15 protein-coding genes are annotated in these 14,421 nt (G+C 69.7%); 7 read left to right on the top strand and 8 right to left on the bottom strand.

All coding sequences use genetic code 11. The annotated features are described in order from the left end of the window. Positions 1 to 37: 37 nt before the first annotated feature. The 5 genes from ASD69_RS09930 to ASD69_RS09910 form a co-directional block, all read right to left on the bottom strand. Complete coding sequence (locus ASD69_RS09930; RefSeq protein ID WP_056177382.1) at positions 38 to 508, bottom strand: hypothetical protein; 471 nt, start codon at positions 506 to 508, stop codon at positions 38 to 40. Further along, complete coding sequence (locus tag ASD69_RS09925; RefSeq protein ID WP_082576412.1) at positions 495 to 1,220, bottom strand: 2OG-Fe(II) oxygenase; 726 nt, start codon at positions 1,218 to 1,220, stop codon at positions 495 to 497. Before ASD69_RS09925 ends, ASD69_RS09930 begins: the two co-directional genes overlap by 14 nt. A 541-nt stretch (positions 1,221 to 1,761) precedes the next feature. Then, positions 1,762 to 3,153, bottom strand: a complete 1,392-nt coding sequence (locus ASD69_RS09920; protein ID WP_200943977.1) for a sigma-54 dependent transcriptional regulator — start codon at positions 3,151 to 3,153, stop codon at positions 1,762 to 1,764. Between the two features lie 272 nt (positions 3,154 to 3,425). Continuing rightward, on the bottom strand, positions 3,426 to 4,460 hold the full coding sequence (locus ASD69_RS09915) for a class 1 fructose-bisphosphatase (RefSeq protein ID WP_056177380.1): 1,035 nt from the start codon (positions 4,458 to 4,460) through the stop codon (positions 3,426 to 3,428). A gap of 122 nt (positions 4,461 to 4,582) precedes the next feature. Further along, complete coding sequence (locus ASD69_RS09910; protein ID WP_056177377.1) at positions 4,583 to 5,098, bottom strand: hypothetical protein; 516 nt, start codon at positions 5,096 to 5,098, stop codon at positions 4,583 to 4,585. Positions 5,099 to 5,250: 152 nt separating this feature from the next. On the opposite strand from ASD69_RS09910, the gene ASD69_RS09905 reads away from it, so the two are divergent. From ASD69_RS09905 to dinB, 3 genes are all read left to right on the top strand, one after another. After that, positions 5,251 to 5,691 (top strand): hypothetical protein, encoded by a 441-nt coding sequence (locus tag ASD69_RS09905; protein ID WP_056177375.1) that lies wholly within the window; start codon positions 5,251 to 5,253, stop codon positions 5,689 to 5,691. Between the two features lie 29 nt (positions 5,692 to 5,720). Next, a complete protein-coding gene (locus tag ASD69_RS09900) occupies positions 5,721 to 6,191 on the top strand; it encodes a hypothetical protein (RefSeq protein ID WP_056177373.1) in 471 nt (156 codons plus the stop codon). Between the two features lie 347 nt (positions 6,192 to 6,538). Continuing rightward, positions 6,539 to 7,624, top strand: a complete 1,086-nt coding sequence (gene dinB, locus ASD69_RS09895; RefSeq protein WP_082576411.1) for a DNA polymerase IV — start codon at positions 6,539 to 6,541, stop codon at positions 7,622 to 7,624. 342 nt (positions 7,625 to 7,966) lie between these two features. Here dinB and ASD69_RS09890 read toward each other — a convergent pair whose 3' ends face one another. From ASD69_RS09890 to ASD69_RS09880, 3 genes are all read right to left on the bottom strand, one after another. Beyond that, a complete protein-coding gene (locus ASD69_RS09890) occupies positions 7,967 to 8,995 on the bottom strand; it encodes an MBL fold metallo-hydrolase (protein ID WP_056177372.1) in 1,029 nt (342 codons plus the stop codon). A 112-nt stretch (positions 8,996 to 9,107) separates the two neighbouring features. Then, on the bottom strand, positions 9,108 to 9,656 hold the full coding sequence (locus tag ASD69_RS09885) for a GNAT family N-acetyltransferase (protein ID WP_056177370.1): 549 nt from the start codon (positions 9,654 to 9,656) through the stop codon (positions 9,108 to 9,110). Further along, positions 9,653 to 10,003 (bottom strand): hypothetical protein, encoded by a 351-nt coding sequence (locus ASD69_RS09880; protein WP_157499137.1) that lies wholly within the window; start codon positions 10,001 to 10,003, stop codon positions 9,653 to 9,655. Before ASD69_RS09880 ends, ASD69_RS09885 begins: the two co-directional genes overlap by 4 nt. A gap of 191 nt (positions 10,004 to 10,194) precedes the next feature. Between ASD69_RS09880 and ASD69_RS09875 the strand changes: the two genes are divergently transcribed. From ASD69_RS09875 to ASD69_RS22460, 4 genes are all read left to right on the top strand, one after another. Beyond that, on the top strand, positions 10,195 to 10,860 hold the full coding sequence (locus tag ASD69_RS09875) for a response regulator transcription factor (protein WP_056177366.1): 666 nt from the start codon (positions 10,195 to 10,197) through the stop codon (positions 10,858 to 10,860). Continuing rightward, positions 10,857 to 12,236, top strand: a complete 1,380-nt coding sequence (locus ASD69_RS09870) for an ATP-binding protein (protein WP_056177363.1) — start codon at positions 10,857 to 10,859, stop codon at positions 12,234 to 12,236. Before ASD69_RS09875 ends, ASD69_RS09870 begins: the two co-directional genes overlap by 4 nt. 226 nt (positions 12,237 to 12,462) lie before the next feature. Further along, on the top strand, positions 12,463 to 12,936 hold the full coding sequence (locus ASD69_RS09865; protein WP_056179753.1) for a hypothetical protein: 474 nt from the start codon (positions 12,463 to 12,465) through the stop codon (positions 12,934 to 12,936). Between the two features lie 67 nt (positions 12,937 to 13,003). Further along, positions 13,004 to 14,365, top strand: a complete 1,362-nt coding sequence (locus tag ASD69_RS22460; RefSeq protein ID WP_056177361.1) for an NIPSNAP family protein — start codon at positions 13,004 to 13,006, stop codon at positions 14,363 to 14,365. The last annotated feature ends 56 nt before the right edge of the window (positions 14,366 to 14,421 follow it).

Raw genomic sequence — 14,421 nt, 5'->3', positions numbered from 1 at the left:
CAGCGACGATGCTTCGCACTCCTGGCCGGCGGAAACGTCACGGCTGGCATGCCACTGCGATGGATTTTATCTTCTCGCCTTCGGCGGCGATTTCTAGCCAACAGTCGAAATCGGTAGCGTAGTACTCGTAGAACTGTCCCGTCTCCCGGTTCGCCACGATGGGCGCCCCGTATAGGGATCGCATCTTGTCCAGCCTATCGCCGGGGCACAGGCGCATCGGTGTGCAGCCCTTGCGGTGGTCGCTATACAAGCCAGCGACCACGCCATCGCTAAAGGACACCCGCAGGTTCGGGTAGTGGTAGTCGAGATCGATGAAGTCCGTCTGCGGCTGTTGACGCAACGGCTTGCCGAGTATCTTCGTTACCTCGCTGGTGGTCGCGCCTACCGCAATGCCGCCCAGCGAGATTTCGCTGCCGGCGACTTCGCCCTCGAACGCGAACGCGGAAGCAGGCGCCAGGAGCAGGCAGAGCCAAAGCATGCGCATCCCGCGCACCTCAGCCACCTCCATACAAGCGTTCCGCCCGCTGAAACAGAATCCAGCTCGTCGCGATGTACTTGTCTCCACCCTTGGGCCGATTGCCGCGATGGGTGTGGGTGAAGGCGGCCGGGGCGATCAGCAGGTCGCCGGTGCGTGGGGCGATCTTGCGCTGCTGGTACAGGAACTCGGTCTCGCCCTGTTCGAAGCCGTCGTTGAGGTAGATCGTCCACAGCAGGTGGCGATGCAGGGTCTCGGCATTGGCGTCGCGCGGGAACAACTCGCAATGCCAATACGGATAGCCGCCGCGATCGGCGGTGTAGCGCTGCAGGTTGATCGCGCCCGGGCGCAGCACCGCCTGCACCACCGGGGCCAAGGTGGCGTCGTCCATCGCGGTCAGGCGTTCGCTGGTGAGACGGTGGCGGCCCTGGCCGTCGGCGCCCGGTACTTCCAGCATCAGCGGCGCGATCAGGGTGTGGGGGTAGCGGCGCAGGTAATGCAGCAGGCCGGCGAACACGGCGTTGTTCAATGCGGCTTCGGCGTCGCGCCATTCCTCGCGGCCGGAGATGGTCAGGTCGCGACTGTCCTTGAGCTCGGGCATCACGCCGCCGCCGACCCGGCCCGGCGCGACGGCGCCGCTGGCGTTGAAACGCTGCAGCAGGGCGGCGCAGGCGGCGCGGTCCAGCACCTGCGGGTAGACCTCGATGAAGTCGTGGATGGCGTCCTGCAGCGGGGCCTCGGTCATGCGGCGTCTCTACGCAATGCGGCGGGAAAGCGGCCATCCTCGCACGCTCAATCGGCGTTGCAAAAACGCAACCTCGCCTGCTCAGGCAGGTGTGCGCGGCGTGAGGACGTCAGGCCTCGCTGTTCCCTGGTGAAAACCCCCAGACGGCGCCGATGCAACGCCATTTCAAGTTGCAGCGACGAAACATTTATGCGGTCCGATGCCGGCACCCGCCGCCCGCCGCGCGGAAAAATATCGTCGAATCAATCGCTTGAGCGATTGGCACGAAGCTCGCTTGGGTAGATATCGTCCCCCTGCGCCGTCCGCGCGTCGGGACCGTCCCCCGACGGAGTCCGCCATGCCCGCTACCCCCTCCCCCCGCAGCCTCATCCGGCGCCGTCCGCAGCGGACCGCGACTGCGATGTTGGCATCCGCGCTGGCCTGGTAAGACGTTCCCCCGAGGGCGCAGCAGACGCCCGCGCCGGAGAAGAGTGGCGCGGGCGTCGAAGACCCGAACACGATCGTCGCGCGCATCGCGGCCGCGCGTCGCCGCTCGCGGCATCTAAGCCGCACTAAACGTGTCCGGCGCCCCCGTATCGTCGCCCGTGCGCAAGCCGTGCCGCTGCATCAAGCGATACAGCGTGACCCGCGACACCGCGAGCTCGCGCGCGGCATCGATCAGGCGGCCGCGGTTGCGCTGCAGCGCGCGTTCGATCGCGTCCTTGGTGGCGGCGTCGCGGATCTCGTCCAAGGTCGGCGGCGGCGTGAAGCCGGCGCTGTCGATATGCAGATCCGCGGCGGTGATCAGCCGCCCCTCGGCCATCACCACGGCCTGGCGCACGCGGTTGATCAGCTCGCGCACGTTGCCCGGCCAAGGGTGGCTGTGCAGGGCGTGGCGCGCGCAGGGCGAGAAACCCTTGAGCGTGCGCTGGCTTTCCTGCGAATAGCGTTGCAGCGCTTGCTCGGCCAGGCGGTCGATATCGACACCGCGGTCGCGCAGCGGCGGCTGCTGTAGGCGCAGCACGCACAGGCGGTGGAACAGATCGGCGCGGAAGCGGCCGTCGACCACCGCCGCTTCCAGATCGTGGTGGGTGGCCGAGATGATGCGCACGTCGATCGGGATCTGCTCGTGGCCGCCCAGGCGTTCGATGCTGCCCTGCTGCAGAAAGCGCAGCAGCGAGGCTTGGCTTTCCAGCGGCAGGTCGCCGATCTCGTCCAGGAACAAGGTGCCGCCGTTGGCCATTTCGATCCGGCCCAGCTTGCGCTGCTGCGCGCCCGTGAATGCGCCGCGCTCGTAGCCGAACAACTCCGACTGCACCAGGCTGTGCGGGATCGCGCCGCAGTTGATCGCCACGAACGGATGCGCGTGCCGGCGCGAATGCCGGTGCACCGCGTTGGCGGCCAGTTCCTTGCCGGTGCCGGTCTCGCCGGCGATGAACACCGGCGCCTCGGTCAGCGCGGCCTTGCGCAATGTGCGGCAGAGCACGCGCATCGCCGCGCTCTCGCCGATCATGCCGTCGAAGCCGGCCTCGCTGGTGGTCTCGCCGTGTTCGCAGGCCAGGGTGGCCATGCCGTGGGCATGACCGATGATGGTGTTCAGCACGGCCTCGGGGCAGGGCAGGGTGACGTAGTCGTAGCAGTAGTCGCGAATAAGCCGGCGCACCGGCTCCTGGTCCAACTGCGAGGCCTCGATGCCGGCGACCCAGCCGACGTTGTTGGCCGACAGGGCGGCGCCGAACTCGGCCAGGTCGTGATGGCTGAAGCCCTCGCGCAGGTCCAGCAGGGCCGCGTGCGGCTGGCGAGGGTCGCGTTGCAGGATGCGCAGCACGCTGCGTGAATCGGGGGCGCGGCGCAGGTTCCAGCCCAGCTGCTGCAGCCGCCCCAGCGAAAGCACCCGGCCGGCGCTGCCGCGGGTGACGTAGATCAGTTCGCGTGCCTGTGGAATTCGAGGCAATGGCTCGCGCGGGGCCGCTTCCGTGTCTGCCGAATCGTGCTTACCCGCGCCTCGAGCCTGGGGCCCGCGCGGCACACCGTTGGCCATCGTGCTCTCCCCGCCCATAACGCGTTCCGCGCCGCTGTCCGTGGGCAAGAGTATTCAACGCCGTGGGTGGCCAAGAGCGGTCACCGCGATGACGGGCATCGCGGTGAATGGGACCACGCAGGCGAATGCACGAATCGCGCCATTGCCGATTCATCTGCGGCTGGCGCGCGCCGACGCGCGGCCGGTCAGGCCTGGGCGTCGTGCTCGGCGTGGTAGCGCACGGCGGCTTCGACCTCGTGCTTGCTGCCCAGGAACACCGGCACGCGCATGTGCAGGCCGGTGGGCTGCACTTCCAGCATGCGCTGACGACCGGTGCTGGCCGCGCCGCCGGCCTGCTCGACCAGGAAGCTCATCGGGTTGGCCTCGTACATCAGGCGCAGCTTGCCGCCCTGGGCGGCGCACTTGGCGTCCAGCGGATAGCTGAAGATGCCGCCGCGGGTCAGGATGCGGTGCACGTCGGCGACCATGGACGCGACCCAGCGCATGTTGAAGTCCTTGCCGCGCGGGCCTTCCTTGCCGGCCAGCAGATCGCCCACGTAGGCCTGCATCGGCGCCTGCCAGTAGCGCTGATTGGACATGTTGACCGCGAATTCCTTGGTCTCTTCCGGAATCTTCATGTCGCGCGTGGTCAACACGAAGCTGCCGACCTCGCGGTCCAGGGTGAAGGCGTGGGTGCCGTTGCCGATGGTCAGCACCAGCATCGTGCTGGGGCCGTAGGTGGTGTAGCCGGCGCAGACCTGCTCGGTGCCCGGCTGCAGGAAGTGCTGGTCCTGGGCCTGGGTTACGCCGTCCGGGCAGCGCAGCACCGAGAAGATCGTGCCCACCGAGATGTTGACGTCGATGTTGCTGGAGCCGTCCAGGGGATCGAACAGCAACAGGTAGTTGCCGCGCGGGTAGACGTCCGGGATCGGATGCGAGGTGTCCATCTCCTCCGAGGCCAGGCCGGCCAGGTGGCCGCCCCAGGCATTGGCTTCCAGCAGGATCTCGTTGCTGAGCACGTCCAGCTTCTTCTGCGCCTCGCCCTGGATGTTGCCGGTGCCGGCATCGCCCAGCACGCCGCCCAGCGCGCCCTTGCCGACCGCGATCGAGATCGTCTTGCAGGCACGCGCCACCACCTCGATCAACAGGCGCAGATCCGGGCTGATCCGGCCGGCGCGCTGCTCCTCGATCAGGTAACGGGTAAGGGAGACGGCGGTGCTGGCGCTGGGGGCCTGGGTCATGGCGGGGCAGGGAGGCGGTGGCGAGGCCGCTATTGTCGCCGATGGGCCCGGCTAGGACACCCGTGAGCCGGAATTACGTCTGGACCCTGAGCCGATGCGGTGGCTGCGGCCCGCGGCGCGGATCACCTACACCGCAAATGCCGCTCGCTCACCCCGAACGACTGCGCGACCGAGCGCAGGTCGCCGCCGGCCGCCATCGCCGCGCGGATCGCGATCCGGCGCAGGGCGATGAACACACCCCAGGCCGAAGGCACTTCGACGGTGCCGGCCTCGCTGGTGTGCGCGAGCAGGCGCGCGTGGGTGGTGGCGCTGAGCTCGACGCCGAGACGGTCGGCGAAGCCGCTGCGGTCGCGCGGCACGTAGACGCGACGGCCGCCCAGCGCGCGCACGAAGCGCAGCATGGCGTCGAAGCCGTCGTGGCCGGCGATCTCGGCCGCGACCCAGGGCAGCGAGGCCAGCACGGCGACGCGGTGTTCGTCGCAGAAATCGCATAAGGCGTCGAAGGCCGGGGTACCGGGGCAGGGCAGGCCCAGGAACAGCGCCGCCGGGGCGCGCACGGTGGCCGAAACGGCGGCGGAAGCAGCGGCGGGCGGCCGCGACGCGGGCTCGTTGGGGTGCGACGACGCGAGTATGTCCATACCGATCACAACGCGGCGCCGCCGCGGCCGTGAAACGGCAACGCATGTGGCCGAAAGCCTGTGAAGCGTCCGGGCTGCGCGCGGCTTCCGCATGTCGCCGCGTCGGCGAGGGGCCTACAAGGTGCACTCCCTTCCTCGTACTGGAGTCCGTCATGCCCTACACGATCAACGCCGGCGCCGCGCCCTTGGCCATCGCCGAATGCGAATGGGCGGCCGCCGCCAACGTCGCGCCCACCGCCGGCGGCGACACCCAGCCGACCATCCAGTTCACCGCCTTCACCTCCTGCATCGGCATCGCCGCGCGCAACGCCGCCGGCACCCAGGTGATCGGCATCCATCTGTCGATCTACGACGGCGCCAACAACCAGTTCTCGGCCGCCGACGTGCCCACCGTGGTCGGCATCCTGCAGGGCCAGAACTACAACCCGAACGAACTGTTCATCATCGGCGAGACCGCGGTGTGGCAGGCCTCGGTGCTGGCCGCCTACAACGCCCTGATCGCCGCGCTGCCCAACGCGCAGATCTATTCCCTGGCCGACGGCACCTACGGCGCCGGCATCAGCGCCGGTGGCGCGCTGGAACCGACCTACTGACCTCCACGCAACGCCACCGGAGTATCGACATGCGCATGCGCAACAAAGCCGCGGCCCTGGCCGCGCTGCTGTCCGCCACCGTTCTGACCGCTCACGCCGTGGAGCCCTGCGCCAACCTGGTCACCGTGCAGATGAGCGCGATTCCGGAGATGAACGCCGACAGCGGCGGTCACCTGGCCGCGCACGTTCCCGGGGTGCGACCGCCGCCGGGTTTCAGCCAGTACGGCCGCACCTTGTTCTGGGATGCGCAGGCCTGGCGCGAGGCGTTCGACCGCCTGTCGCGCCAGCCCAATCCGCTGTACTGCCCCGAGCCTGCGGCCAACGGCAGCGAGGCCGCGCGCACCCTGCAGTGGCAGTACTTCGCGCGCCAGTGCACCGCCGCCGACGGCAACGGCATGTGCACGGCTGGTCACGACATCCAGGTCAACGCGGTGCAGATCGTGATGCGGCGGATCAACAACCGCTGGGTGGTGTACACGGCCTACCCGACGCCGAACTGAGCGTCAGTGGGGGACGGCGCGGCGGTGCGTGGGGCGCCGCCGCGCCGGGCTTGTGGCGTGGCCGAATGGCGTCGTCGCCGTTGCGCTGCTTCCTTCGGCGGCGTGTGTTCGGTGCTGCGTTTCGACGTGGCGCGGACGCCGACGGTGGGAACGGGGTACCACGGGGGCTTCCTGCAACCGTAGACCGCGACGGTAGTTGCGAAACGCATCGCGGCTGCGTCGATCGACGATCGCGGCTTACGCCGCTCCCACAGAGAGCGGCCGTGGCAGGAATGCGATGACGCAAGGCAGGGGCTGCGCCAGCTCGGGCGCGCTACCATGCCGCCTTCGCATCGTCCCCGCTTACCGTGTCCGCCCCCAACCGCAAAGTCCTGCACGTCGACATGGACGCGTTCTACGCGTCGGTCGAACAGCGCGACGATCCCTCGCTGCGTGGGGTGCCGGTGGTGGTGGCCTGGCGCGGCGCGCGCTCGGTGGTGTGCGCGGCCAGCTATGAGGCGCGCAAGTTCGGCGTGCGCTCGGCGATGCCGGCGGTGCGTGCCGAGCGCCTGTGCCCGCACGCGATCTTCGTGCCGCCGGATTTCGTGCGCTACAAGGCGGTCTCGCGGCAGGTGCGCGAGATATTCGCCCGCCACACCGACCTGATCGAGCCGCTGTCGCTGGACGAGGCCTATCTGGACGTCACCGCGACCAAGACCGGGCTGCCTTCGGCTACCGCCACCGCCGAGGCGATCCGCGCCGCGATCCGCGAAGAGACCCAGCTGACCGCGTCGGCGGGCGTGGCGCCGAACAAATTCCTGGCCAAGATCGCCTCCGACTGGCGCAAGCCCGACGGCCTGTTCGTGATCCGACCGCACCAGGTCGAGGCCTTTCTGGAGCCGCTGCCGGTGGGCCGGCTGCCCGGCGTGGGCAAGGTGATGGAGGCCAAGCTGGCCGAGCTGGGCGTAAGCGTGGTCGCCGACCTGCGCGCGCTGGGCGCGCTGGCGCTGGAGCAGCGCTTCGGGCGTTGGGGTCGGCGTCTGCACGAGCTGTCGCTGGGTATCGATGAGCGCGCGGTGGAGCCGGAGCGGCCGACCCTGCAGATCTCGGCCGAGGACACCTTCGCCGAGGATCTGCGCCTGGACGCGCTGGAACCGCATATTCGCCGCCTGGCCAGCAAGACCTGGGCCGGCTACCAGCGCGAGCCCGGACGGCTCGCGCGCACGGTGGTGCTGAAGCTCAAGACCGCCGACTTCCGCACCCTGACCCGCAGCCTCACCCAACCGGCGCCGCCGGCCAGCGAGCAGGAGCTGGCTGACATCGCCTGCGCCCTGCGCGCGCGCGTGGAGCTTCCGGCCGACACCTTGTATCGCCTGGTCGGCGTGGGCTTGTCGGGTTTCGTCGATGAGGACGGTTACGTCGCCCAGTCGGATTTGTTCGCGATCGGCGAGTAAGCCGGCGCGCGTTTGAGTAGGCGACAGCCGGCCAGGAAATTGCGCTGCGATTCCGAGCCTGCGCGCACGATGCGGTGCGCCTTCGGCTTACCGCATCCTACGACCAGCGACGTAACCGTAGGATGCGGTGACAACCGCATCATCGCGACATCGGGTTGCGGCGCAATCGGGCCGGCGCGCGCGATGCGGTGCGCCTGCGGCTTACCGCATCCTATGACCGTCGATGTAACCGTGGGATACGGTGACAACCGCATCATCGCGACATCGGGTTGCGGCGCAATCGGCCGGCGCGCGCGATGCGGTGCGCCTTCGGTTTACCGCATCCTACGGCTTCGCTTTGGATCAACGCCCCGTACGCCACCACGCCGAGGTCGCCGGCGGCGCGTGCAGGTTCACCGGCGTGCCCATCACCGGGGTCAGGGTTTCCACGCCGGCGTCGCGCGCCAGCGCGGTGATGCGCTCCATCGGATCGGTCCAGGCGTGCATGGCCAGATCGAAGGTGCCGTTGTGGATGGGCAGCAGGCGCCGGCCGCGCAGGTCCAGATGCGCCTGCAAGGTCTGCTCGGGCAGCATGTGCACGCCCGCCCACTGTGCGTTGTAGGCGCCGCATTCCAACAGGGTCAGGTCGAAGGGGCCGTACTTCTCGCCGATCGCCTTGAAGCCGTCGAAATAGCCGGTGTCGCCGCTGAAGTACAGGTTCAGACGCGAGCTGCGAATCACCCACGAGGTCCACAGGGTAGGGTTGTCGGCGAACATAGCGCGCCCGGAGAAATGCTGCGAGGGCGTGGCGACGAAGCGCACGCCGTCGATGGTGGCGGACTGCCACCAATCCAGCTGCTGCACCTTGGCCGCGTCCACGCCCCATTCGATCAGCAGATCGCCCACGCCCAGCGGCACCAGGAAGTGCTCGGTCTTGGCCGCCAGCTCCAGCACCGCCGCCTTGTCGAGGTGGTCGTAGTGATCGTGCGACAGGATCACGCCCTTGATCTGCGGCAGTTGCGCGATCGTCATCGGCGGCGCATGGAAGCGCTTGGGGCCGGCCCACTGCACCGGCGAGGCGCGCTCGGAGAACACCGGGTCGGTCAGCCAGAACGCGCCGTCCAGCTTCAGCAGCACAGTGGAGTGGCCGAAGCGCACCAGGCTGCCGTCGGGCGCGGCCAACAACTGTTCGCGCGTGAGCGCGGCCACCGGCGGCGCGGTCTTGGGCACGGTGTCGGCGGGCTTGTCGAAGGCGAAGCGCCAGAGCATGGCCGGCATTTCGCGCCAGCCCACGGTCTTGGGCGCGATCGGGTTGCGGAAGCCGCCGTCGCGGAACTGCGGTGAGTCCGGGTAGGCGGTGGTGCGGCAAGCGCTGAGGGAGAGCGTGGTCATGACAGTGGCGACTACCAAAAGGAAGAGGAGCGCGCGACGCGCGCGGCGCCTGCGCGGGGGACGCGCTGGGGCGAGGGGGACGGGCAGGGCGGCGCGCGGCGCGGACATGGGCTTAGCCGGCGTCGCCGGCGGGGCCTACCGGCAGCACGTAACGCAGCGCTTCCATGCGGGTGGCGCGGCGCGGCAGGTCCAACGCGCGCGCGGCCTCGCTCCAGGCCGGCGCCTGCCATTGCAGGTTGAGGCAGCCGAAGCGCGCGGCGGCGTCCAGCGCCTGCTCGAACAGCAGGGCTTCGATCTCGCGTTCGCGCCAGGCCGCACGCACGTACAGGCCTTCCAGGCACAGGTGATAGGCGCGTTCCAGCAACGAGAAGCCGACCGTGGCGCTGGCGTAGGCGACCGCTTCGCCGTCGACGTAGGCTATCCAGGCCCAAGCCCGCAGCGGCGGTTCGAACAGCGCCTCGCGCAGCTCCAACAGGCTGTCGCGGGCGTGGCCGTAGGGCAGGCGCTCGAACACCGTCAGCTCGGCGTGTTCGGTGCACAGGCGCAATAGCGCGGGCAGGTCGTCGGGGCGCACGGCGCGTGCGTGCGGGCCCGCCGGCGCGACCGCGGCCGGCCGTTGCGCGATGCGCACCACGCTCATCAGGGGCGAGACCAGGCTCATACCTCGGCCCCCAGGTCGACGGACTGGGCGGGCGCGTCCGCGCAGCGGTGGGCGTCGCGGCTGGCGCGGATCGCCTGCAGGCGCTGTTCGGCCTCCGACTGCGCCGAGCGCGCCGAGGCGTAGCGCACGCCGACCGCGATCGGCAGCACCGCCTTCCAGGCGTTGCTGCGCGCGTGCTGGGCGGCGTCGCGGCTGCGTTCGCTCAGGGCCTGCTCCTGGGCCAGGGCCTCGCAGTCCAGGCCGGCGATCGCGGCCACCGGGGTCTGGCTGCGCGGGATGGAGGCGCAGCCTGCGAGCAGCGCCGGGGTTACGATCAGGGACAAAACGGGACGTGACGATGCGGGCATGGCGATCTCCGTTCGATACGACCCGTGGGGTGGGTCGGCGAGGAGGATGCTGCGCGCGCGCTTTTAAGAAGTTTTTAAGTGGCGTAAAGATCGGCTGAACGCGCGGCGCCGCGCTTTAAGAACTTCTTAATCGCCGTCGCGCACGATACGTCCCGTTAGCTGTAGCCCATTCACCGCCATCGGTTGCCGTCATGAACATCCTGCTGGTCGAAGACGACGTCATGCTCGGCGAGGCCGTGCGCGACGGGCTGCGCCAGAACGGCTTCAGCGTCGATTGGGTCGGCGATGCGGCCCTGGCCAAGACCGCGCTGATCGATCATTCCTACGCCGCGGTGCTGCTGGATCTGGGCCTGCCCGGCAGTTCCGGCCTGAGCGTGCTGTCGGTGCTGCGCGGCCGCTACGACGCCACCCCGGTGCTGATCCTGACCGCGCGCGACAAGCTCAGCGACCGCATCGTCGGCCTGGACGCGGGCGCCGACGACTACATCGTCAAACCGTTCCAGCCCGACGAGTTGTACGCGCGCCTGCGCGCGGTGATGCGACGCAGCCAGGGCCGGGTGTCGCCGGTGCTCAGCTACGCCAACCTGGTGCTGGACCCGGCGCGGCGCGAAGTCACCCGCGACGGCGAGCCGGTGCCCTTGAGCGCGCACGAGTTCCGTACCCTGATGCTGCTGATGGAGCGTCAGGGCCGCGTGGTCACGCGCGAGCAGTTGGAGGAAGCCGTGTACGGCAGCTCCGGCACCATCGAGAGCAACACCATCGCGGTCTACGTGCACCAACTGCGGCGCAAGCTCGGCGAGCAGGTGATCGCGACCGTGCACGGCTACGGCTACCGCATCGGCGGTGCGCAGGCATGAGGACGCGTTCGCTGCGCTGGCGCCTGACCTGGGTGCTGCTGAAGGCGGTGATGGTGGCCTGGCTGGTCTGGATGGGCTGTCAGGTATGGCAGCAGCGCATGGAGCGCACCGGCCTGTGGGACGCCTCGCTGCGCGACATCGCCGCGCAGGTTCTGGGCTCGATGCCCGATGGCCTGAAGGCCCTGCCGGCGCGCGCGCGTCCGCCCAAGCCCAACGGCGCGCGCGATTGGAAGATGAGCTTCCAGGTCTGGGTCGACGGCCGCAACGTGGTCTATTCGCCGGCCGCACCTTTGGAACCGCTGAAGCCGGACTTCCGCGACGGCTTCGCCACCCGGGTGATCGATGGCGAGCGCTGGCGCGTGTACAGCCTCACCGAGCCGCAGCGCGGCATCACCGTCCAGGTCGGCCGCTCCAAGTACCAGATCGTCAACGAGATGCGCGGCTGGATCGCCTGGAGCGTGCTGGCGGCGGCACTGATCTTCGTGCTGTTCGGCATCGCCGTGTGGGGTGTGATCGGGCGCTCGCTGCGCCCGCTGACGGCGCTGCGGCGTACTTTGCTGGAACGCAAGCCGCTGGACCTCACGCCGCTGCACGCGCCGGGCTTGCCCAGCGAATTCCGCCCGCTGGTGGACGCCTTCAACGGCCAGCTCGAACGCGTCGACAACGCGGTCCAGCACGAGCGCCGCTTCATCGCCGACGCCGCCCACGAACTGCGCACGCCGCTGGCGGTGCTGACCGCGCACGCCGACCTGGCCCTGCGCGCGGACACCATCGAGGAGAAGAACGCCGCCCTGCAGCGCCTGAGCGCGGGCGTGCGGCGCAGCGCGCGCTTGTCCGAGCAGCTGTTGGATCTGGCCCGCCTGGACGCCGGCGCCGGCCCGCCGCCGCTGCTGCCGGTGTCGCTGTCGGAACTGGTGGTGCTGGTGGTGCGCGATTTCGAGACCCTGGCGCGCGACCGCCGCCAGCGCGTCAGCCTGCAGTCCGAGCCCTGCACCATCCTGGGCGACGTCGACCAGCTCGGCATCCTGCTGCGCAACCTGATCGATAACGCGGTGCGTTACGCCGGCATGGACGGCCAGGTCGCGGTGTCGTGCCTGCACGCGGTGCGCGACGGCGTGCGCGGCGTGGAGCTGCGCGTATCCGACAACGGCCCGGGCGTGCCGCAGGCCGATCGCGGCCGCATCTTCGACCGCTTCTTCCGCGTACCCGGCCAGTCCGAGCCCGGGCGCGCCGACGGCGGCAGCGGTATCGGCCTGTCGCTGGTGGCGCGCATCGCCCAGATCCATGACGCGCGCATCGAGCCCTGCGACGGCATCGAGGGTCGCGGCTTCTGCATCGCGGTGTTCTTCCCGCGCGCGCCCGACCCGGCCGGATGAGCCGGCTCGCGCGAAATCGCAAGCCAGGCTACTGACAGCAGGCTGGCAGTAGCCCGGGCGCAGTCTGTGCCGGTGCGATCGGCACGGGCGGGGCGCGAGCATGGACCGGCAACGACGACGAATCCTGCGATGGGGCGTGGCCGCCCCGGCGGCGGCGATGGCCGCCACGCTGCCCGCGACGGTGTTCGCGCACGCCGCCTCCACTCCAGCGACAGGAAGCTCCGCCATGCCCGAACGCGACGGCCGCCACGATTTCGACTTCTATCACGGCCGCTGGCAGGTCAAGAACCGCCGCCTCAAGGAGCGCCTGGCCGGCAGCGACGAGTGGATCGAGTTCGATGCCATCGACGAATGCAAACCGGTGCTCGGCGGCCTGGGCAGCATGGACCGCTACACCACCGATTGGGGCGGCGGCATCGTCGGCATGGCGCTGCGCCTGTACCGGCCGCAAACGCGGCAGTGGTTCGTGTACTGGGCCAGCGACCGCGACGGCGTGCTCGAACCGCCGCTGATCGGCGGCTTCCGCGACGGCGTGGGCGTGTTCGAAGGCCAGGAGGCGCACCAGGGCCGAATGCTGCCCTCGCGCGCGGTCTGGTCGCAGATCACCGAACGCAGCTTGCGCTGGGAACAGGCGCTGTCGCCCGATGGCGGCAAGACCTGGGAAACCAACTGGGTCATGCACATGACCCGGCTGGCTTGAGCGACGACGCAGTCCCTACGCACGATTCCGTGAACCCCAGGCGCGCACCGCGCGCAGCGAGACAGTCATGAACGACAGCACGCCAGCCAACGACGGCCGCCACGATTTCGACTTCTTCCACGGCCGCTGGACCATCCGCAACGAACGCCTGCGCGCACGCCTGGTCGGCTCCACCGACTGGGAAGTGTTCGAGGCCACCCAGGGCTGCGAGCCCATCCTGGGCGGGCTGGGCAACGTCGACGACTTCGTCACCGATTGGGGCCGCCCCGGTCGCGGCGAGAAGTTTCTCGGCATGACCTTGCGCCTGTTCAATCCGGAAACCCGGCAGTGGAGCCTGTACTGGGCCGGCAACCACGACGGTGTGCTCGAGCCGCCGGTGGTGGGCGCGTTCAAGGACGGCGTGGGTACGTTCGTCGGCGCGGCCGAGCACGAAGGCCGGCCGGTGCTGGCGAAATTCACCTGGGACCAGATCAGCGCCAACGCGGCGCACTGGCACCAAGCCTTTTCCACCGACGGCGGCAAGACCTGGGAAACCAACTGGCATATGTGGATGCGCCGCATCGACGAGCACGGCCGCCTGGTCCACGACGACGCGGTGATCGAACTGCGCCAGTACCAGATGCAGCCGGGCCGCCGCGACGAGTTGGTCGAGCTGTTCGAACGCGAATTCGTCGAGACCCAGGAAGCCGTCGGCATCCACGTGATCGGCCAGTTCCGCGACCTCGACGAACCCGACCGCTACGTCTGGGTGCGCGGGTTTCCCGGCATGCGCGAGCGCGCCGCCGCATTGAACTCGTTCTATTTCGGCCCGGTCTGGCAGCGCCATCGCGATGCCGCCAACGCGACCTTGCTGGACAACGACAACGTGCTGCTGCTCAAGCCCGCGCGCGCGGGTTCGGGCTTCAAGCCGGCCGCGTCGGCGCGCGCGCCGGTGGGCGCCGATACGCTGCCGCCATCGGTCTATGTGGCCGGCATCTGCAGCTTGAACGCGCCGGCCGAGGACGGTTTCGACGACCTGTTCGAGTCCGCGTTCGCGCCGCTGTTGCGCGGCTCCGGCGCCGAACTGGTCGCGACCTACGTCACCGACGCTTCCGAGAACACCTTCCCGCGCCTGCCGGTGCGCGAGGGCGAGCGGGTGTTCGTGTGGTTCGCACGCTATGCCGACGAGGACCATTGGGCGCAGGCCACGCGCAGCCTGAATCTGGATCCGCGCTGGCGCGAGGTGCTGGTGGACGCGATGTTGGGCGATCTGGCCGCGGCGCCGGTGCTGCTGCGGCTGGGCCCGTCGGCGCGTTCGGAACTGGCCGATGCCGACGGCCCGCAACAGGCCGCGGCGGCCGCGGTGGCCCGCGCGATGGCCATGGCCGGCGCGGTGGGCGGGCCCAAGCACGACCGCGATTCGGACGCGGAGCTGGCGGTCGCGTCCTAGGACCGTGGCGATGCGCGCACCCGGCCCGACCAAGGCCCTGCCCCTCATGACCCGCC

It is taken from the genome of Lysobacter sp. Root604 (assembly GCF_001427505.1).
GTDB lineage: Bacteria > Pseudomonadota > Gammaproteobacteria > Xanthomonadales > Xanthomonadaceae > Lysobacter.
Note: the sequence above shows the minus strand (reverse complement) of the source record. Positions and strands in the feature narration are given on the sequence as shown.